The sequence below is a fragment of the Ruegeria sp. C12 genome, from assembly GCF_056537745.1.
The window spans coordinates 1-18,774 of sequence record NZ_JBQFSA010000015.1 but is presented as its reverse complement, the minus strand read 5'-3'; the positions used below and the strand labels follow the sequence as shown (position 1 = coordinate 18,774).

Annotated in this window: 21 protein-coding genes and 1 pseudogene; 5 read left to right on the top strand and 17 right to left on the bottom strand. The window is 54.8% G+C overall.

Annotated features, from left to right (window positions below):
* Positions 1-52: 52 nt before the first annotated feature.
* From ACR0C9_RS21365 to ACR0C9_RS21295, 15 genes are all read right to left on the bottom strand, one after another.
* The gene (locus ACR0C9_RS21365; RefSeq protein ID WP_480782002.1) at positions 53-1,066 is read right to left on the bottom strand and encodes an ATPase, T2SS/T4P/T4SS family; all 1,014 of its coding nucleotides are present in this window, start codon (positions 1,064-1,066) and stop codon (positions 53-55) included.
* A gap of 184 nt (positions 1,067-1,250) precedes the next feature.
* A complete protein-coding gene (locus ACR0C9_RS21360) occupies positions 1,251-2,084 on the bottom strand; it encodes a TraB/TrbI/VirB10 family type IV secretion system protein (protein WP_480782001.1) in 834 nt (277 codons plus the stop codon).
* Positions 2,085-2,095: 11 nt separating this feature from the next.
* Complete coding sequence (locus tag ACR0C9_RS21355) at positions 2,096-2,776, bottom strand: hypothetical protein (protein WP_480782000.1); 681 nt, start codon at positions 2,774-2,776, stop codon at positions 2,096-2,098.
* A complete protein-coding gene (locus tag ACR0C9_RS21350) occupies positions 2,776-3,591 on the bottom strand; it encodes a TrbG/VirB9 family P-type conjugative transfer protein (protein ID WP_480781999.1) in 816 nt (271 codons plus the stop codon). The genes ACR0C9_RS21355 and ACR0C9_RS21350 overlap by 1 nt, the downstream gene beginning before the upstream one ends.
* Positions 3,591-4,226 (bottom strand): VirB8 family type IV secretion system protein, encoded by a 636-nt coding sequence (locus ACR0C9_RS21345; RefSeq protein ID WP_480781998.1) that lies wholly within the window; start codon positions 4,224-4,226, stop codon positions 3,591-3,593. Before ACR0C9_RS21345 ends, ACR0C9_RS21350 begins: the two co-directional genes overlap by 1 nt.
* 26 nt (positions 4,227-4,252) lie before the next feature.
* Positions 4,253-5,308 (bottom strand): TrbL/VirB6 family protein, encoded by a 1,056-nt coding sequence (locus tag ACR0C9_RS21340; protein WP_480781997.1) that lies wholly within the window; start codon positions 5,306-5,308, stop codon positions 4,253-4,255.
* The gene (locus tag ACR0C9_RS21335) at positions 5,305-5,805 is read right to left on the bottom strand and encodes a hypothetical protein (RefSeq protein ID WP_480781996.1); all 501 of its coding nucleotides are present in this window, start codon (positions 5,803-5,805) and stop codon (positions 5,305-5,307) included. Before ACR0C9_RS21335 ends, ACR0C9_RS21340 begins: the two co-directional genes overlap by 4 nt.
* Positions 5,802-6,548, bottom strand: a complete 747-nt coding sequence (locus tag ACR0C9_RS21330) for a type IV secretion system protein (protein WP_480781995.1) — start codon at positions 6,546-6,548, stop codon at positions 5,802-5,804. Before ACR0C9_RS21330 ends, ACR0C9_RS21335 begins: the two co-directional genes overlap by 4 nt.
* Positions 6,548-6,685 (bottom strand): hypothetical protein, encoded by a 138-nt coding sequence (locus ACR0C9_RS21325; protein WP_170417970.1) that lies wholly within the window; start codon positions 6,683-6,685, stop codon positions 6,548-6,550. The genes ACR0C9_RS21330 and ACR0C9_RS21325 overlap by 1 nt, the downstream gene beginning before the upstream one ends.
* Complete coding sequence (locus tag ACR0C9_RS21320) at positions 6,682-9,048, bottom strand: VirB4 family type IV secretion/conjugal transfer ATPase (protein WP_480781994.1); 2,367 nt, start codon at positions 9,046-9,048, stop codon at positions 6,682-6,684. The genes ACR0C9_RS21325 and ACR0C9_RS21320 overlap by 4 nt, the downstream gene beginning before the upstream one ends.
* Positions 9,041-9,319: a VirB3 family type IV secretion system protein gene (locus tag ACR0C9_RS21315; RefSeq protein ID WP_480781993.1), complete on the bottom strand. Its 279-nt coding sequence runs from the start codon at positions 9,317-9,319 to the stop codon at positions 9,041-9,043. The genes ACR0C9_RS21320 and ACR0C9_RS21315 overlap by 8 nt, the downstream gene beginning before the upstream one ends.
* A gap of 3 nt (positions 9,320-9,322) precedes the next feature.
* On the bottom strand, positions 9,323-9,604 hold the full coding sequence (locus ACR0C9_RS21310; RefSeq protein WP_480781992.1) for a hypothetical protein: 282 nt from the start codon (positions 9,602-9,604) through the stop codon (positions 9,323-9,325).
* Positions 9,601-10,272 (bottom strand): lytic transglycosylase domain-containing protein, encoded by a 672-nt coding sequence (locus ACR0C9_RS21305; protein ID WP_480781991.1) that lies wholly within the window; start codon positions 10,270-10,272, stop codon positions 9,601-9,603. The genes ACR0C9_RS21310 and ACR0C9_RS21305 overlap by 4 nt, the downstream gene beginning before the upstream one ends.
* A 462-nt stretch (positions 10,273-10,734) precedes the next feature.
* Positions 10,735-11,148: a thermonuclease family protein gene (locus tag ACR0C9_RS21300; RefSeq protein ID WP_480781990.1), complete on the bottom strand. Its 414-nt coding sequence runs from the start codon at positions 11,146-11,148 to the stop codon at positions 10,735-10,737.
* 51 nt (positions 11,149-11,199) lie between these two features.
* Positions 11,200-11,556 carry a hypothetical protein gene (locus ACR0C9_RS21295; protein ID WP_480781989.1) on the bottom strand — a complete coding sequence of 119 codons (357 nt, stop codon included), beginning with the start codon at positions 11,554-11,556 and terminating at the stop codon, positions 11,200-11,202.
* A 155-nt stretch (positions 11,557-11,711) separates the two neighbouring features.
* Between ACR0C9_RS21295 and ACR0C9_RS21290 the strand changes: the two genes are divergently transcribed.
* The 3 genes from ACR0C9_RS21290 (at position 11,712) to ACR0C9_RS21280 (ending at position 15,240) form a co-directional block, all read left to right on the top strand.
* Positions 11,712-12,434 carry a hypothetical protein gene (locus ACR0C9_RS21290; RefSeq protein WP_480781988.1) on the top strand — a complete coding sequence of 241 codons (723 nt, stop codon included), beginning with the start codon at positions 11,712-11,714 and terminating at the stop codon, positions 12,432-12,434.
* A 368-nt stretch (positions 12,435-12,802) separates the two neighbouring features.
* Positions 12,803-14,092 carry a helix-turn-helix domain-containing protein gene (locus ACR0C9_RS21285; protein ID WP_480781987.1) on the top strand — a complete coding sequence of 430 codons (1,290 nt, stop codon included), beginning with the start codon at positions 12,803-12,805 and terminating at the stop codon, positions 14,090-14,092.
* A gap of 188 nt (positions 14,093-14,280) precedes the next feature.
* The gene (locus ACR0C9_RS21280) at positions 14,281-15,240 is read left to right on the top strand and encodes a helix-turn-helix transcriptional regulator (protein ID WP_480781986.1); all 960 of its coding nucleotides are present in this window, start codon (positions 14,281-14,283) and stop codon (positions 15,238-15,240) included.
* Between the two features lie 172 nt (positions 15,241-15,412).
* Here ACR0C9_RS21280 and ACR0C9_RS21275 read toward each other — a convergent pair whose 3' ends face one another.
* Positions 15,413-15,625, bottom strand: a complete 213-nt coding sequence (locus ACR0C9_RS21275) for a hypothetical protein (RefSeq protein WP_480781985.1) — start codon at positions 15,623-15,625, stop codon at positions 15,413-15,415.
* A gap of 191 nt (positions 15,626-15,816) precedes the next feature.
* Entirely contained in the window at positions 15,817-16,068 is a 252-nt protein-coding gene (locus tag ACR0C9_RS21270) for a hypothetical protein (protein WP_480781984.1), read from the bottom strand.
* A 1,336-nt stretch (positions 16,069-17,404) separates the two neighbouring features.
* On the opposite strand from ACR0C9_RS21270, the gene ACR0C9_RS21265 reads away from it, so the two are divergent.
* Both ACR0C9_RS21265 and ACR0C9_RS21260 read left to right on the top strand, forming a co-directional pair.
* Positions 17,405-18,031, top strand: coding sequence for a transglutaminase-like cysteine peptidase (locus ACR0C9_RS21265; protein WP_480781983.1), 627 nt, complete (start codon positions 17,405-17,407; stop codon positions 18,029-18,031).
* A 310-nt stretch (positions 18,032-18,341) separates the two neighbouring features.
* Positions 18,342-18,686, top strand: a pseudogene (locus ACR0C9_RS21260) (transposase); the annotation flags it as partial.
* Positions 18,687-18,774: the final 88 nt, after the last annotated feature.

The window sequence follows — 18,774 nt, the reverse complement described above, 5'->3', positions numbered from 1 at the left end:
GTTTGAAGAAGCACATCTCTCGATACTCAAATTTCTTCATGGTCCTGCGCCTTCAGATAAGTTGGTCAGAGGTCATCAGGGGCGGGAAGACCACGCCGTTGACCTTCCGCTCGTCCCCGATTTTCTTCATGTGAATGATCATGTGAATGGTGGCCCGGATGTCGTCGACCACCTCTGACTTTTGAACGGTCGGAGATCCGCGCCGCACCATTTTGCTCATCCGTCCAATGGCATCGAGGGCCGAGTTGGCGTGCATGGTGCAGGCAGATCCATCGTGGCCGGTGTTCACCAGTTCCAGGAACATATTCGCGTCGTCGCCCCGGATTTCACCGCAAACCAGCCGGTCAGGCCGAAGGCGCAACGCCGATTCAAGCAGCTTTGTCGGGGATCGAGGCCCATTTTCTTCGGAACGGTCGGCAAGCAGATCGACAGCATTGGGTTGTTCGATGTCCAGCTCGGCCACTTCTTCAATCGTCACGATCCGCTCGCCGGGATCGACACGTTTCAACATGGCATTGAGAACAGAGGTTTTGCCGGACGAGGTGCCGCCCGCAATAATCACGTTCCATTTGCTCTGCATCGACAGGTCGGCCAACTCGTCAAAGTTCATTGTTCCGGCAGCGAGAGCAGCCCGAGCATTTTCAAGCGCGCTATGATCGTTGCTTTCTGCCAACGCCGCTTCTTTGCTGGCGAAGCTGAACGCGCCCAGGTCGACAGTTTTCACGCGGAGCAGGCGGATCGCCACGGACCCCACGCCGGTTGTTGCAGGCGGAATCACGACCTGCACCCGCGCTTTGCCCTGCTGTGTCGGCACGTTGGCCGTCGCAATGGGCTTCTTTTCCCCGAATGTCACGTCGCTGAAACCGGCCACACAGCGCCCGATATTCTCTACATCGTTTCTGGTCAGAATGATGTCTGTCCTGTTCATGTGCGTTGCGCCCATTTCTTCGACCCAGACCGATCCGTCAGGGTTCACAGAAATTTCGCTCAGGCTTTCATCGTGCAACAGATGCTCGATCTTGCCTGTATAGTATTCCAGAAGGCTATTCCCGTTCCGCCCGCTCATGTTCTTGTCCTTGGCAGAGCACTTTTTGGGAGAGTGGAGGTTGCCTTCGCTGCCTCTCGGCTTTGCCTCGAACGCGAACGCACCCACACAAGATTCATTGATTCCAAAAAGTGCTGAGTTAGCGTCAAAAAAGGCCGCTACCGCACTCGATCATGCTGGCAGCGGTCGGCTCATTGGCTCGCGCTCAGAAGCTATCGAACACAACGTCGCGCTGCAGGATCGCGTTGATGCGACTGCCCTGATCGACAAAGACTGTCGGCGTAATGCGCAGGTATTCATCAAGCGCCGCTGCCGTGGCGTTCTGCAGGTTTGAACCCACTTGCGTTGCCAGATCCGTCCGGACCGAGTTGTTGCTATCGCTGTCAGACACCAGTGCCACGGGCGCTATGCCGATGATGGACAACAGCGCAGCAGTTCCGAACCGCTTCCCAAAGTGTGTGTTCACCCTGCCGGTCGCGCCGGTTCTGCCCTGTCCGTCCGTGCCCGCCGATCCGATCTGCGCGGACAGGCCGTCAGGCGTGATGACACGGCTCCAAACAATCATGATGCGCGTTTGTGCCAATGTCGTATCCGCTCGATACTCGCCATAGAGCTTCGATCCACGCGGCAGAAGCAAACGAGTGCCGTCCATCGAGTAGACGCCACGTGTGATTGTCGCCACGACACTACCGGGCAACTCCGAGCTGACCGCGCCACCGAATACCGCCGACAAAACCGTGCCTTGCGTCAGGGTGCGCGACGGGTCGTCAATGATCGAGGCCCCGACGATGGGGGGATATTCTTCGACCAGATTGTTTTGCCATGTCGTGTTTTGGTTTTCCTGATAGCCGCGCTGTTCTTCAGGCAAACGGGTGTCATCCGGTTGCACCTGGACCTGCTGAGGTGCGGCGGGGAAGGGCTGGAAAATCACCGGCTGCGATCCGCTGTTAATCGGCTCGTAGTTTTGCCCGGTGCCATCCTGTGCGGATACGCTTGAGGCCAACGCGACCAGGGCGAGGGTAAGTGATGTTCTGTTCATCGTCAGCTCCATCAGTTTCTACGAAGTGGATTTTCATCGAACACAATGCCGTCCGACTGGTTCTGCCGCTGGCGCATCTTCTTCAGTTCTTCGAGTCTGCGCCGCTCGTCATCGGTTAGACCTTGCGCCTGAAGGTGGCTTACGCTGGCAAGTGCCCGGGCCTCCGCATCTGCGATGGCCTGGGCAAGTTCCATCTGGAACTTCTTCTCTCGCTCATCATATCTGATCTGAAGGCGTTCATTAGTCAGGTTCAGCGTTGCGATTTCACCGTCTTTTTCGGACAGCGAAACTTTGGCGTCCGTCAGCTCGTCTTGCAGTTCAGAAATCCGACCGTTCTGTTGCTCGATAGTTTTCAGGGCTTGTTTCAGCCCTTCGGAATCGACCTGTGGCACTGCTGCCGGTGTTGCTACCGCAATTGTCTCTGGCAGAGCGTCGGGTTCGGGTTCATCGACCTCTGGCCCCCGTGCGGTCAAAAGCCCGTATCGCTCGCCACCACCTTGTTGCAAGGCGTCAACGCGGACACCCGTGTTCCCGCTTTTGCTTTCGCCGCCCATGACAAACCACACAAAGCCCAGGAACACCGCACCTGCGATTGCAACGGTCATCAGCTTCTTGGGGTCGAACTTCTTCCGGACACGTTGCGACGGCTGTTCAGCCGCCGCCCGTGCCGCAATTGTTTGATCGCGGTTCATTACTTGCTGCCCCCCGGTTTAACTGTCTGTGAAGTGACAGGCCGACCGCTCACGCTTGCCTGCTGAAACTCGTCGCCATCGTTTCGAACACAGATCGAAGTGTCCTCGATGCGCAGTGTCCAAAGATCTGAAAGGCCCTGCACCTGGATAATGCCGCGCTCTTTGACTGTGGTGTTCACCATCAGCTCGCGGCCATCAGGCAGGACACGGAAGATCCCCGGCAGCTCCGCATCCTGTGGGATCTGCATATAGGTGTGAACGCCATCGTCCCAAACGGCAGTAGGCGTGAAGTCAGCTTTGCCCGAGCGCGAGTAGTTTTGGTTCACAAACCGGCCAGTTGGCTTCGGCTCGCTCCGCGCAACCGTGCCACGGCGCGTTGTGGTCCCGCCGCTGTTGTTTATGTTATAGAACGTGACCCGGAATGGAACTCGTTTGCGTTCGGCGGCGCTCTCGGCCGGAACCAGATAGAAGTTGTATGTCCCGCGATTGGTCAGGACGGTCAGGTTTGAATCCGAGTTCAGGATTTCCGGCTTGAACGCAATAACGCGACCTTCCTGCAGGCGGGTGATCTGAAAACTTTCCGTGTCGCCCGCACCAATGCTGCGGACGGTCTCACCCTGCGGAAAGTGAACATAGGTAATCAGGCGTTCACCCACTGGGATGCGATACACCTGGTTCTCGACATAATGGAAATGCGTGATGCGGTGATCCGCGTTCTTCCCGTCTGGGGTCGGTGTGATTTCAGCGAGCAGAGGCGTAGAGAATGCCAAGACTGTTGCGGCGGTGGCGGTGAGGGCTTTGAAACAACGCTGCATCAGATGTTCCCCATGGCGTCTACGCGGTAATTGGTGACGACAAAGCCAAATGGATTTTCCAGAAGCTCATCCATCGACGTCACTATTTTTTCCTCAAACCCGTAGGTCACTGTGACCACGTAGCGGGCTGAGGCAGTTGCTTGGTTTGGCACGATCAGGGACTTGCGGATCTCGACCTGCACCGTCTCATCGTTGACCGGCGACACGCCCAGAATTTCGGTCTGCACCTTTGTCTTGGGCGTATAGATTTCGTCGGGATGGTTATCGTTCGACCCGTCCCAGAGTTCGCGGTAGGACGTTTCGGCTAGCTCATCAGAACGACGCAGCACCGATTTCAGGCGCTCGTTGTTGTCCTGAACATCATAGGTTTCCCGGTCGCGCACATAATCTGCGACTTCTCGGAAGGCCATCGCCTCAGATGGTTCCAGTTCTTCGACCTTTTCAGTCAGCAGCACCGGGAGCTTTGTGTCCGGATCAATGGAGAATGGCACCGCGCGGATTTCCTTCAAGGGAAGGAGCATCGCCCAGCCAATCATAGAGGCCACGCCCATTGCCATGCCGACCATACCGAATACCTGCCATTTGAAGGCATCGCGGCGTGCGCCCAGAAAGAGTTCTTTTTCGTGATCTGTCACGTGTGACATTTGCTCAAAACCTCGGATTATGAAGATCTGTTGGCACGAGCTTGTTGAATGCTCTGCCGATAGCGGTCAGCAGCGTAGCTTTGGCGCGCTGCCCCATCCTGATTGCGGGCTCTATGTGCAATGTCCCGACGCGCCTGCATCGCGCGCGAGGCGCTATCACGAACCCCTGTCCCGTCGCGGGCTGCGGAGGCCATAGCAGCGGCAGTTTTCCCACCGGCTACTGCGCCCCTTGCACCGTCGTTTGCAGTGCCCAATGCACTTCTTGCGGCAGCGACGGCACCAGTTGCCACGGCAAGACCCGAGGATGCCGAAACGATTGCACCCGACATTCCGCCCGCGAGCGACGGGATCTGCGTGAGCATCACGATTGACACAATGCAGATCGCCAAAAAGCGGCCACTGGCCTCCATATTGTTCACATCCTCAACAGCGGTCAGTTCAGAGCTGAAAAGGGCCTGAATAAGAGAAACGATGCCTGTCAGAACAACGATGACCATGATCAGGCCAACGGTCGTTTTCGCCCAGGCTGCGAAGATATTGGCTGTTGCCGAGCTGAGCAGCGTTGCGATGAAAACAGGCGCTAGACCCAGCAGGACCGCCAGACCGCCTTTTGCGATGAGTGCCATGCCAGTGCCAAAGGCAACGATGACGGCCCCAACAACCCAGAGAATAGCCCCGGTGATGCTCAGGCCCCAGGTCGCGTTTTCAATGGCCTGCTGGCCCATCAAGAAACACTGAAGTGCAATGTCATCGAGTGCTTCCCAGACATTTGTTGTGCCGGTCAATTCTCCGGCAATCGTGTCTGGGAGGCTCGAAATGCCCTGATAAATGGGTTGAAAGAAGCTCCAGCTAGAAGCCATACCAATGATGATCGTCGCCCGAATGATCCAGCCGACATAGCCACCAAACCCGATTTCCCGGATTTGAAGCACACCGTTGATCAGCATTGCCACGAAGATCAGCGCGGCTATTGCCCAGAGGGCGGATGCTAGATCCGCCGCCAGGCTGTTGTATGTTTGCTGCGAGAAGTTATTAAGCGCAGCCTCAATCGAGCTGACAAAATCTTGGATCACGGCCCACAAGCCTCCTCAATTGCAGGGCGCAGAGCTTCCAGACGGGTCCGTTGCTCTTTTTTCAGCACGGCAAAATTGTCGGACGGTCGGGTCCAAAACTCGTCTTGGTCAGCTCCGACCTTTTGGGCCGCGTCCTCACGGCTCAATCCGCCCAGTGGACATTCGGTGCTGAAGGTCTCGCCAGATTTGCGCAGATTGCATTGCTTGATGGTGGCCTCGTGCGCAGCGATGACCTGTTCATTCAGGATCACCACCGACCAGTTGGTCACAAGAGGCTGCTTGTCTGCGGATTGGCCCGCTTCGGCCATGCGTGCCTGATCGTCTTTGACGAATTGACGACCGTACTCACGCGCGCCCGAGTACCCAAGGCACTTACGATATTCACCGAACGGCATATCGACCTTGGGTGATGGGCGCAGCTTCACCTGTGCCGATGCAGCCCCCGACATAATGGCGGCGGCTGCAATGGTCAGGATGAGAGTTGAGCGGAGTTTCATTGTGAGGTTCCTCGTACATAGTTGCTGAGTGTCGAAAGATCGGCAGCGGTTGCAGCCAGATCCGTGCCCGACGCCAGAGCATTAGCCGAGGTTGCGCGCAAGATTTCAATTTCAACTTGTAGGAGTTTCAGGAGAACCGCCGTGTTATAGTCGATTGCATCCTTCAGATCTTCTTGCTGACCGATTTCACCACGTAGTTTTTCGGCGTCTTCAGAGAGTTTGCCGGCCATGTCATAGCCCTGTTCGCCAAGAGCGGACGCCATCAAGCCAGCGCCACCTCGCTCCGAAAGAATGCGCCGGGCTGGCACGTCTGACGTACTGAATTCTTTAAGGATTCCATTGTTCAGCCCCAGGCTGATTGATCGGCGTTCCATCGCGAGCCCGGCGACGCCTGGAAGATCGCCAATCGTATCTTCGGTCGCGTCAAGGGCGTAGCCGAGCGTGTTAGCGGCGGTCGCCAGTTTCAAAAAGCTGCGGCTGTTGAACTCGTCCAGATCTGTCAGACCAGAAATGGCCTTAAACGAGTTCTCCAGCATGGCGCGCTGCTGCTCGAGCTTCTCATATTGTTGCATCAGCTGTTCGTATTGGCGGACCATTTCCGCGACTTCGCGGGCCGAATTCGCGGCGTCCTGTGCAATGGCTGTGGCGTCGATGGTCGGAACACCTTGGGCCGACGTCATGACGGGCAGGGCGGCCAGAACCGAAACAGTAATGGTTGTGCGGAATTTCTTTGAAATATCCATCAGACAAGCTCCAAGTTTTCAGGGGGGGTCATGCGCTCAAAGTCGCAGGCGCATTTGCTGCGATAGCCCGAATAGGTGCTGGTGCAGGCCGAGACGGCGGCCAGAACAACAAGGGCGATTACAAGGCGAGTTTTCATGTGATTTCCTTCCAGAAGTTGGGGTTTTGTCGCCAATCAGGATCAGGGAACGATTTTCCGTCTGATCCGCTCAGAACACGGAGAAGCGGGCCGAGAGCGCCGACATCGACATCGAGCCAAACACTCTCGTCACCTTTCTTCATGAGCATTACGCGGTCGCCAAAGTGTGCCCTCAGCGCGCCCAGCTCTGAATCGTTCAAGCCGATTGCCCGGTAGTCTGCTTCATTGCCGGATCGAGAGGGGAACAAGAGTTGCGTGCTGGTGTTTTCCAGGATCGACTTACTTGCCGCCGACGACAGGAGGTGATCGGGGATCTGCGTCATCATCATCATCATGACGTTCAGCTTCCGATACGTGGTGTAGGCATTTATGAGAACGCCAGCGCCATAAGGGTTGCCAGCAATTACCCATGCTTCATCAATCACAAAGACGGTGGGTATCTTGGTGGCGCAGCGGCGTTCGATCTGGCGCATGACGTAGCTGATCCATGCCAGCCGCACCAATTCGTCATCCAGAACCTCGGAAATGTCGAAAACAAGATGACGGTCGCCAGCAGCAAACGGATCTGAGCCACCCTCGCCAAACATCCAGGACAAGCGGCCTTCGCCAGCCCATTCACTTGCACGCTTGTACAGGTTCTTGTCATCGTCAAAGGCTCTGAACCGTTCCACCAATGAATCGAAGTTCTGAAGCGCAGGCGGCAAAGTGGCATTCGCTTGGCAAGCCCGCGTGATTTCATCCTTCTGATCGGTGGTCAGTGGTTCGTCATAGCTCAACAGGGCAATGACCCAATTGGCGAGCCAGCTTTGCCCAGCCTCATCCGTCTCGGTCTGAAAAGGGTTCATGCCGGTTGGCTCACCAACTCGGACGCGGGTGTACTGCGCACCGAGCGCCCGCATTGGAGCCTCCATTGCCCGGTCTTTGTCAAAAGCGATGATCCGCGCGCCCTGTGCAACCGCCATTGTTGCCAGCAGCATCGCGATCACAGTTTTACCCGAGCCGTTCGGTCCAAGAACGATCGTATGCCCGGAGGGCAGGTTTTCAGCGTCTTTGCTGGTCTTGGGAAGGTGAAGCGAAACATCGTAGCTGTCCCCGTGCGTTGTCGGGAACGTCGCCAATGGCCCCGGCCAGGGTAGCTTTTCCGCATCCAACCCTTTGGGGCGCATGTGGAACGCAACCATATCCGCAAAGTTCTGGTCCGTGATCAGTTCTTCACGGGCGCGGAACGCGAAATTGCCGGGATGCTGCGCGAAGTACACCGCACGGGCCGACATCGCTTCGCGCTTCACTGTGCCGCCTGAAATCTGGATTTCACCGATGATGTGTTTTTCGGCGGTTTTCAGATCTTCCTCTGTCCCGAACACGCAGATCGACAGATGGTGCTTGCCGAGTGACATGGTGCCGGAGGCAATGCCGTCCGCCAGAATAGACAAATCCTCTTCGAGAGACTTTGCCTTGTCGCCTGCCGAGCGCATTTGTCCCGACTTGCGGCGTTCCATTTCCTGCGCCTGGGCGCGGCTGATCGGCAGGAAGGATTGCGAAATCACAACATCAACCGGCAGGTCCAGCCCGTCGAAAATGCCGGGGAACGACGCCATCGGGTAATTCTTCAGGGAATAGACCCGTATGGAGCGTTCCTGATCGTCGCCCGTAACCAGTTTGCCAGTCTTGCCCTGAAACAGCACATCCTCTTGCGGCATGTTGAAGGCGATGGGTTCTGCAATGTTCGTGTGAATGATCGGCTGATACCGACCGTTCAACAGCATTCCATAATAGCCGAGCCAACGCCCCTCGCTGAGCTTCAGCCGGCGCACCCGGCTTTCGCCCAGCGTGCCCGCCAGTGTTGTGAAAACACCGTCGAGCTGTTCCATCATTTCGCGGCGTTCCTCGTCTATTGTTCCAGACGACATGCCGAACATCTGTTTTGCCCGCTCATCCTGCCGTTTTTGCAGAATGGCGCTGATGATGATCTTGCGTTCTTTCAGTTCTGCATCGACGGACGCTGAGCGCATGGCCTGCGCCACTGCACCGGCAAAGCCGGTTGGATCTGTGATGACATGACCAGTCTCAGCCGGGACGGTCAGTCGATGAACATAAAAAGCCACTTCATTGGGTGTTGTGCGCAACACACGCTCAAACCGTTCGGCCAGAAACTCGAACTCGTTTTCGTCCAGCGTGTTTGCGTTGATTCCGATGATTTCTGCAGCGGCGATAAGGCCACCGTTGCGTGTGGAAATAAGCTCATCGTCCACGACATAGCCATACGGCAACATCTGAAAGAGGCTCATTTCATCCTTGCGCCAGCTCGGCTCGATCAACGAGCGGGCAAGGGTCCACATGCCTCGGGCAGCAGGCTTAAGCACTATAGTAATCTCCCCCATGATGCTGGCGGTTTTTGGTGCGAGGCGTTTTGGAAAGGGTTACGAACAGGACACAGAAAAAAGCCGGTTCCCATTCGTAAAGGAGGCGGAGCCCGGTGTAGAAAACAAAACCCGCAATGATTGCTGGCGCTATCCCGAACATGAAGAACGAAAGCATGGTCATCCCGAGGATCACCAGCAGATAGATCACGGGTAAGCCGCCCCATTCTGCGGGGCGGCTCAGGCCGCGAAAGACCGTATTGCGGCGCGGCATCAATCAGGCTCCGATGAATGTATCAGCGAGGCCGATAACAGCGCCGACGACGATAGCGATTACCGGGCCTTTCAACGAACCCCATCCGAATACATAGGCGAGACAGCCCCAGATGAAGCCGACAGCGGCAAGGCTGACGCCAACGACCTTCGAGTCGGCCAGCGTTTCGTTGATGAAATCGCCAATGGCATCTTGCAGCCAGCCAGCGGAGGCGGGCGTTGCTGTGATGATGAACGCAGTGATCGCGAAAAACGCCATCTGCTGGTAGAAGTGGTTTCTTTTCATGAGGAAGTGCTCACTTTGCTTAGGATGATCCGCACGTAGTTGCGGGTTTCGGTGAAGGGGGGGACGCCGCCATATTCGACGACGCGGTGAGGCCCGGCGTTGTAGGCGGCAAGCGCCAGCTTCCAGGTTCCGAACTCGCGGTACTGCGCCGCCAAATAGCGGGCACCACCGTCGAGATTTTCTGCAGGGTTCTTTGGATTCACGCCCAGGTCTTTCGCCGTTCCGGGCATGAGCTGTGCGAAGCCATATGCACCCTTGGGCGACAGAGCATCAGCCCGATACCGGCTTTCCTGCCAGACCAGTGCCATGAACAACTCGGCCGGAATGTCGTGCCGTTTTGCCGCTGCATGGATTTCTTTGACGATCCGCTCTTGCGACCAGCCGCCCGAGGATCTGCGAGGCCGCGGTGCCTTGCCCGCAATCTCGATCTTTGCCGTGCGCTGCGCTTTGGGCGGTTGCGGCTGTTCATCTAGCTCGTATTCCCGCATCTGGATTGGTTTCACCACGCCATCAACGATTTCTGCCCGCGCACCGTTCAAGAACACGCTGCCATCGGGTTCGTACTCGATGACCTGGGCACTGACATCAGTTCCCAGGAGCGCCAACAAAGACCAAATGACGTTGGACCTGCGTCTGTTTTCGTTGAAGCTTGTGGTGGAGCTGGTCACTAATTCGCCCTCCAAATTAGGTCAGTAATTTTTACATAATTACTATTATGAGGTTCGATTCCGGGTCGTCTGGGCAGTGGGAAAAGGGTGCCGGGACACAGCACGGAACCTTCAGTGGCGCCGCAAAAAACCAATGTCTGGTTCGGATCTCTTATTCGGATGGCCTGGCTGAAACGTTCGGATGTCCCGCGCGCCTCAATCGTAAGGCAGCGCTAAGGGATCGGAGGTGCAGACGCGTTGTCCAGGGTTGCACCCATTGACTCTGTCGCGGTGCTGTCCAATCTAGGACCGGCATCTAGGGTTACTGTTTTTACCATAGTACAGTTCTCTCTTGATGTTGGAGGAATGCCCGGATGGATTAAGGGCGTTTCTTGTCCTGTCGATTGTTGGCGCAATCGACAGGACTGCTTATTGCTTAGTCGTTTCTCTCTGCTGTCATAAATCGTTGTTTTATCCTTTCTTTCAGCCGCACCAGGACTGGCGCTTACCACCCGAGTACGGGCGCGCCAGACCTTCAGAAATCAGGATGGCCTCGACGTTCTGTCCAGACACGCGCCCAAGCGCCAAGAAGCGATCGTGGACGTCAAAGTGCGGCTCAATCTCCAGTTCGATTACGCCCGCGTAGTTGATGAGCTCCGTCAGCCGGTCCTTGGCTTGCAGACCCAGAGCCAGTTCAGCATCGCACTGAGCACTAAATGTCTCAGGCGCATCAAATCCAACAAGCCGATACCGGTCGTCACCATGGTCGATCGTGTCGCCGTCAACGGCAATCACTTCAGATGCGCTCAGAGTCTTTGTTTGCTTGGTTGATTCAATCCAAATTGCGGCAATGACCAACAACGCGAGTGCAGCACTGAGAAACAACAGCCGTTTCATGCGCCCGACCCAAAAATACAGATCAGCCGGGAGATTGCACGTGACCGACGGTCAGGTTTCGGAGGCTGCGTCCGCAGCCTGGGCTGCTTCCAGACCTTCAGGAGTGATCGACTCGATTGTGTAATCCGATTTGACGCAGAGAATCCGCCCATCACCAAATTCCTGGTGATGCTTGAAAAGACCCGGCCAAAGATCGAACTCTCTGGGCTCCGCGCCGGACCGAGAGATCTTCGATTTGCACAGGGCCCCGACATAGTTCGGAGAGCTGTAGATGCAGTGGTACTTTGGTCGTCCAAGGGATGCGAGCCCGATAAATTCGTAGCGGCACGTAAAGGGAACCTGATCTTCTTTCAGACCCCGGACCATCTCGATGGTTACCACAGTGTATTGTCTCTTGTTGTCCGCCATGACGACCCCCTATGGGCCATCTTCTACATCCAAAAGTTGTGGACTAAAACACAATCTACGTCAATATAAGAAAGTACGCCAATATACGATATTGGATTGTCAGAAATATATTGGCCGGATATTGCTTAAGCGATTCGCAAGCAGGAGAGACCATCATGAACCACTCAAAGCCCAGAATTCGAAACCGCGCAAAGGCCCTTGCAGTTGCACTCGCTACGCTGCCAGTTTCACAGGTCAGTGCTTATCCAATCGACTGCGCGATATTTCTGTGTCTCGCCGGAGGCTGGCCCGGGTCGCCCGATTGCAGTTCCGCCAAGGCGGAGTTTATTCGACGTGTCACGCCCTACCCGGTCGAGCCGCCGTTCCAACTGTGGCGCTGTCCGATGAATGTATCACACAGCACCTCAGGCTTGGGTCCTATGGAACGGTTGGAGGCGATCAAACGCACCAGTACTAGCCCAGTTCCAGAGCTTCCATCTGACGAGGCCGCTGAGCCATTACTGGTAGATGCAGCGATCTCGATAGAAGTGATCCAGTCACTTTACGACCAATATGGTGACGGTCTCCAATCCACGCCGATCAGCGTTGATCTTTCCTCTTCCGATTTCGACGTTGTGAGGTCCATCAGGGTTTGGGATGTGCGCCACTACAGCTATCGCAGTCGTTCGCGAGAGGGCGACTGCGAGCGTTCGCTTGATCTGGTTGTTGGCAGCTATGACGCCAACGCGAGCTTTCAATGGTCTGATCACGCTCCTGCGCCCATCCCAGCTTGGCTGCCCCTTGGCAATCGCTGTGAGCCTCCCAGCACCTTCCGCGGTGTTGGTGTCGAGTGGACCGACACATTTGGGTTCAGTGACTACGAGCTCATCCGATACTGACGTTGTTTGTCCGGAGGGTGAACACGTTGCTTCTGTAAAAGTCAGTGAACGTGCCTGCTGCATTGGCAACCACGCCGTCTGGCCCAGAGAAACACCCTAACCCCATAAACAAAAAACCCCCGCAAGGCGGGGCCTCAGCGGGGATCTTCCTAAGTCACGTTTGATCACCTGATTTATAGGAAACTCCCAAATTACTGACAAGGATAAACGCATCTGTGCGAACGGTTTTTCTGTGTCTATTCGCTGAGGTTCAACCTGCCTTGCTTCCCCAATGAGAAGCAGACCATGAAACCGTTGAACCATTCCGAACACCCTGCGCCGCGAAGCCGCGATACCAATACTGACCTTTGCCAAGGGAAGCCAAAACCATGAGCTTTCGGCAGATCGCATCCGCCCATCACCATGAAAATATACGCTTCCACAACGGCCTTCCTGAAGGTTGGAACCGTGACAGGTTTCGGCAGCTCTGTGTGTACCATGCCCAGATCAGAGGCGCATCAGCCCAGTGTATTCGCACCTTAGAGATCATCATTGATATGATTACGCCATGTGCGTTTCGCGATCCGTCTCAGGAACCCTTTTGCTTCGCGCGCCAGGAAACACTGATTGCCGGGCGTGGCGTGACAGATCGAACAATTCACAATCACGAACGCGAACTGGAATCCATTGGTCTGATTGAACGTAGGCTTGGTGCAAATGGCGCGCGGTGTAAGCGCAAGGGGCTTGGCCTCTTCCTGACCCCTGCCCTGAACCTCATACCCGAGATGCTCGACGCAGAAGCGCAGAACTGGGCGGAGAAGAAGGAACATGACACGCTGCGGGGAGATCGGTCGCGCCTTTACCGATATGTAAAACACAGTCTGGAAATTCTTCATTCACTCCCCTGCCCTCCTGAAGGTGCTGAGGAAATGAGAAAGGCGTTTCGATCCTGGCCGCGGGCTGACAAGCTGAAATACCTGTCTTTGGATCAGCTCAGATCGCACGTTCAGGCCTCTCATGACCTTTGGAAAAGCATCGAAGAGCATGTCGCTCAACCCGGTGAAATTTCGGGTGAACCCGAAGCTTGTTTCGGGTCCCATAAACAAGACCAAATTGAAGAAAAAATTCTGTCCTGTAACGCCGATGGCGAGAGTTCAATGTCCTCGGCAAAAGCCTCGGAACCAGATTGTTCCGGCTCCGGGCCTGACGGCCCTACGCATTGCTTAGAAAGCAATCCTCCGACAGATACGGCATCACGCAAGACCCAAAAACTACCGCGGGTGAATAACCGCATCCTATATGAACTGGCCTCACCCGAGCTGCGCATGCATATCGATATCGCCGGTGGCGGAGATCAGAATTCCAATCCAAGCCTCTACGCTATCGAGACCGGCATTTGGTCCAGGCTTTCAGAGATTGGCACTAATGTTTCCGCCTGGCATGTGGCTATCGAACGTCTGACCCTCATGGGGGCGATCCTGGCTGGAGTGATTGCTGAGGCAAGGCTGAGCGACCCGAAACTGCCGCCAGTGGTGAATCCGGGCGGATACCTCCGGGGAATGGTGCAGGCTGATGAGCGCGGGGAGTTGAACCTGATTTCCAGTTTCATGGGTTTGTTGGCCCGAAGGGTGCGGGAGGAGGAAGACAAGCTGCGATGCGTCCAAGAGAAACGGACTTAACTGTGTCGGGATTGTGCGCCGCCTGCTGCTCAAGGGAGCTTGTCTCATCGGCAAGTTTTCGCTCTGTTTCCGCTTCCAGAACAGAACTGTATTCAGATTTGTGATTGGCTACGGGAATTCCCGAGTGGTTTGTTCAGCTTTAGGTTGCTAATCGGCTTCAACGGCAATGCGGGACAGAAAGACGATCTATGAAAATCGCGGATATTGGCAGTTCTGAACTGGACCTCAGGCAAACCGGGGAGGCGCGCCTTCAGGAGATTTGCCAAAGGTTTGCATTGGAAAATGCGTCTTACGCCCATATCGACAAGCATCACAACGTTGTCCACGGTTGCACCACGTTCCCGGCCGAATGGGTCAGGTATTACGCTGAAAACGACCTGGTTCTGGTCGATCCCCTCATTCGATTTGGTGCCGCGATGATTGCACCCATGGATTGGGCTGTGTTTGATGACCAGCGTGAACACGCACCGCTGTTTGACGCCGCCAGAAAGTTTGGTGTGGGTCAGCACGGTCTTTCCATTCCGGTTATCAACCCGTTTGGTGAGCGCGGCGTCTTTACGGTTACGTCCAATCTAACCCGTGCAGATTGGGGCGCCCTGGTCGCGAAGATGCTCCCTGCCCTGCGCCATGAGGCTCAGGTCCTGCACCTGCACCTGCTTGCGCTCGATGTGATTGATACCGTCTTCAACTTTCCCAAGGACGCTCTATCTGACCAGGAGATGGATGTGCTGAAGATGCTCGCAGCGGGATTGATCCCAACCGTAGTTGCTGGCCAGACGGGGCTCTCCTCCAGAATGGTGCATGCTTTGACATCTTCGATCGTCACCAAGCTCAAGTGCCGGACAACGGAACAAGCAGTGGCGCGAGCCGTAAGCACAGGCATTCTGAAATGGACCGATTTCTTTGCCGACCCGGTTGCCGAACTTGCGGATGCTGAAGGACAGACCCTTTGCGGCGGGATCGTGCGTTGGTCAGGCAGGTCTCACGAGTTGATTGCCTTTGAAGACGGTCGAACGGTACGGAATCTCGAGAGCTTTCGCGCGGTTCAAATCGAAGACCTCGCCAAAGACTTCAATCTGGATGCCAACAGGTTCCTGGAAGAGCTCGGATGCAACCGAGATCAATGCGTATGGGCCAGGCATCTCTGAATCCGGTTGAATACGTGCTGCTTCGTTTCTGAAATACGCGCCGAGGCGCGAGCTTACATAATTTGCTAACACCGCTGCGTTGCCGTAGTAGATCTCATTCTACATCCAGTTTCGAAATCCCCTATTCTGCTGAAAACGCGTCACGTTCAAAGCTTACCTACAGCGCCTTTATTCACCCTTTAGTCTCTTGATCTGACGCCTCGTCCGGCCAACCAGAAAGAAAAAACTGCCAGATCGCGATGGCTCCAATCGCGCCAAACAGAATGGCCCAGAACAAGTTCCCGGTTACAAGCTCCAAGATCGCCCATCCAACAATCAAGAGTGTAACGGCGACCCGCCGCCAGAGCGGTAGAAAGAAGGGTACGCGAAGTTCGAACATGTTCATCCGGGGAACACTCCAACGTTGTGGAACACGCGATGTTAGACCTCTGGCACGATAGGTGCGCTGGCAAATGCAATCAACCAACGCCCGTCTCCACGGTTACACTTCTCAGATTTTGCGCAAGCTGTTGAGCAGTTGCAATTGTCGACAGCCGCACTGCCAACATTCAATGGCTCGGCATCGTGGCGCACAGCTCAGACAGCCACACCACGATGCCGAGCCATTGAACCGGTTGTCACGATCATCAACTGTGCAAATGCCAACAACATCAAGACAGGCGTTTGCTGGGCGATGAACGTCCAGTTGCGCATCGACATGAAGCGGTCGCCCGAGATCGCCCAGAACAACAAGATTGCCAGAACAATGGCAATGAAGGGCACATAGTCTCGCAACAGTTCGGCGCGTTTGGGCGTCAGGAAGGGGCGGGAGGCAGTTGTTTCGGTCATGTCGTTCTACTAATTCGCCGAGAGTTATGGCCTTCACGAGCTGGTCCGAGGTAATCTCGTCGCGTTTGAATTCACGCGATGTGACCCCGTGATGGGTCACTGCGATACGGTCAGCGAGGCGGCGCACCTGATCGAGATTGTGGCTGACCAAAAGGAATGACGTGCCCTGCTTGTCGCGCACTTCCTCAACCTATCGCTCGACCTCAAGCAGAGCGGCCTTTCTCAAGCGTCTGATCTCGCCGTAGGTGCTGGCACACTTGAATTCTGGGCGGCCTTACGCGAAGTGTATCGGAGATACCTGTGAACAGCGCTGCTTGTTCCACAAGACGGGCAATGATCTCAATGCGATACTCAAGTCTGTGCAGGCCAAGGGCAATCTGTACGACACGAATGCCATGTTCTCTGAGTTGGCACCACATCATCTGAGTAAAGCACATAATCGCCCATTTCAATCCAGAGAAAACGAGATTCCACAGGATTGCGGAATTCACACGCGACACTAAGTTATTGCTCGTGCTGCACAACCAGCCGCCCAGCGACTGGACGTCCGAAGACTAGGGCCTTGCTGCCCTTTCGGGTAAGCAGCGGGAAATCAGAACGTCTGTTAAATCAGCAAATGACACAGACACAATGCTGGATCATCAGACAAGCTATAGACAAGCATGTTGAAGTTTAATTAAAATTAATAATTGTGTATTTTAATTACTTATGACAAATGATAAGCTAACATGTACCTGACACGGTAAAAGCTAGTCTTTAAGGAGGCAAAATTGGATACTACCAAGCACCGCTCGTCATTGCTTCTGCATTGAACACGTGCGCAGCGAATTCAAAGTGCCTGAACGTAGAGTTTGCCGAGCATTCGGGCAGCCTCGTTCGACCCAGAAGCATGTCCCGAAGGGGTGTGCGGATGAGCAACGGTTGATTGCATCAATGATCAAACTGGTCCGACAATTTGGTCGCCACTGTTTTCAAGGTGAGAAAGGAGATCAAGAAACGACCAATCCGAAAACGCTGATCATAATACCAAGCCGATGCCACAAAAACTCAATCAGAAACCGAACCAGACCATCCGTTAAGAATACACCTCAACATTCCGAAAATCATTGCCGACAGAGAAAACCAGATGAGACCAATGCAGGAAGACGATCATCCGCCTTCCTATTTCTTCTCAAAGCGACAGTTGGAAGCGCGGTATTAACATTTCTCCTATTCGCTATGGAGCTAATTAAATGACACATTTGACTCTGCATAGCGACCGAAATGCAAAAAAGTTATGTTGAAGTGGCAAATTGATTGAATGCTCAATTAGGAACCTCAACATTAAGGTAGAGGCATGAAAACTCTTCGTAATAATCTCAGGGTTGCAAGTCCGCTGATGGCGACAATGCCGAGAAGAGTTTTAGAAAAATTTGGCGTGATAAGTTGCGCATTTTTTTTACTGGGGTCAGAAGCTTATGCTTTAGAGACACCTTTCCTCAACGTGATTGCCGAAGCGCCTCCTCCGTCAGCAGCCATTCATTTGTGTCAGCAATACAGTTGGGTGTGTTCCACCACCCGCACTGTTTCGCGCTCCAATCAACAAGAATTTCAGATCGTCAAACAGGTGAATCGTCAAGTGAACACTTCGACTAGGGAGATTGGAGATCAGCGCCAGTATAAAACAATGGATCTTTGGACTCTGCCAACATCCATGGGTGGTGACTGCGAAGACTTTGCGCTGCTAAAAAAGAAAGAACTGATCAAAGCGGGTGTAGATCCCAATAAGCTCTTAATAGCAACCGTACTCGATAAAAGTCGGAAAGGGCACGCGGTTTTGGTGTTCCGTTCCGCTGGCGGGGATCTAATTCTGGACAACAAGACGAACCGTATTAAGCTTTGGACCGCGACGCGTTACCTGTTTTTGAGGATGCAGAATCCCAATCAGCCTCACCGCTGGGTCATTGTAGACGGCGGGAGCTGAAAGTGTCTGTCGTAGGGAATTTTGAGCATGTGTTCCCAGTCTTATCTGGGTGGTAAACAGATCTTGCAGCCCATTTACTGTGCAATTTGTTATTCAAGACGCGCGACGGGAGGGCGCAAGCTGGCAAATTACACCTTAGCTGTCCTTCCGGAAAGCGAGATTACTCTCACGGGTGGCGTCGGGCTGGACGGAGTAACCCAAGGCAACGGCTCACATCTGGTCGGCGAGTTTATTACTCTGGGGTCAGGATCGCTGTCATCCCTTGACCTGCTCCCCGAGGCTCCCTCATTCATAACGAGAGTCTGCGGGTCTTGACCTGTTCGTGACCGCAGGACAGGTCAGCGACTACATCGGTGCAAGGGCGCTGCTGAATAGCATTCCTGATGTTGATTGGCTGCTCGGGGGTCGCGGTTAGGACGCCGACTGATTCAGAGAAGCATTGCAAGACAAAGGGATACGCACCTGTATCCCAGGGCGGAAACAACGCAAGACCCCGGTCAAATACGATAAGCGTAGGTACAAACGCCGCAACCGTATCGAGATCATGTTCAGCAGACTGAAGGATTGGCGACGTGTGGCAACACGCTGCGACCGCTGCCCAAAAGTCTTTCTGTCTGCCATCGCACTCGCGGCACTCGTCATTTACTGGCTATGAGATGCTGTAACGGGGCCTGCGTCACGCACCGCCGTTGCCACTTGTCAGATCAGCATCGCGCTGTCGCCATTCCCGTATTGAACCCATA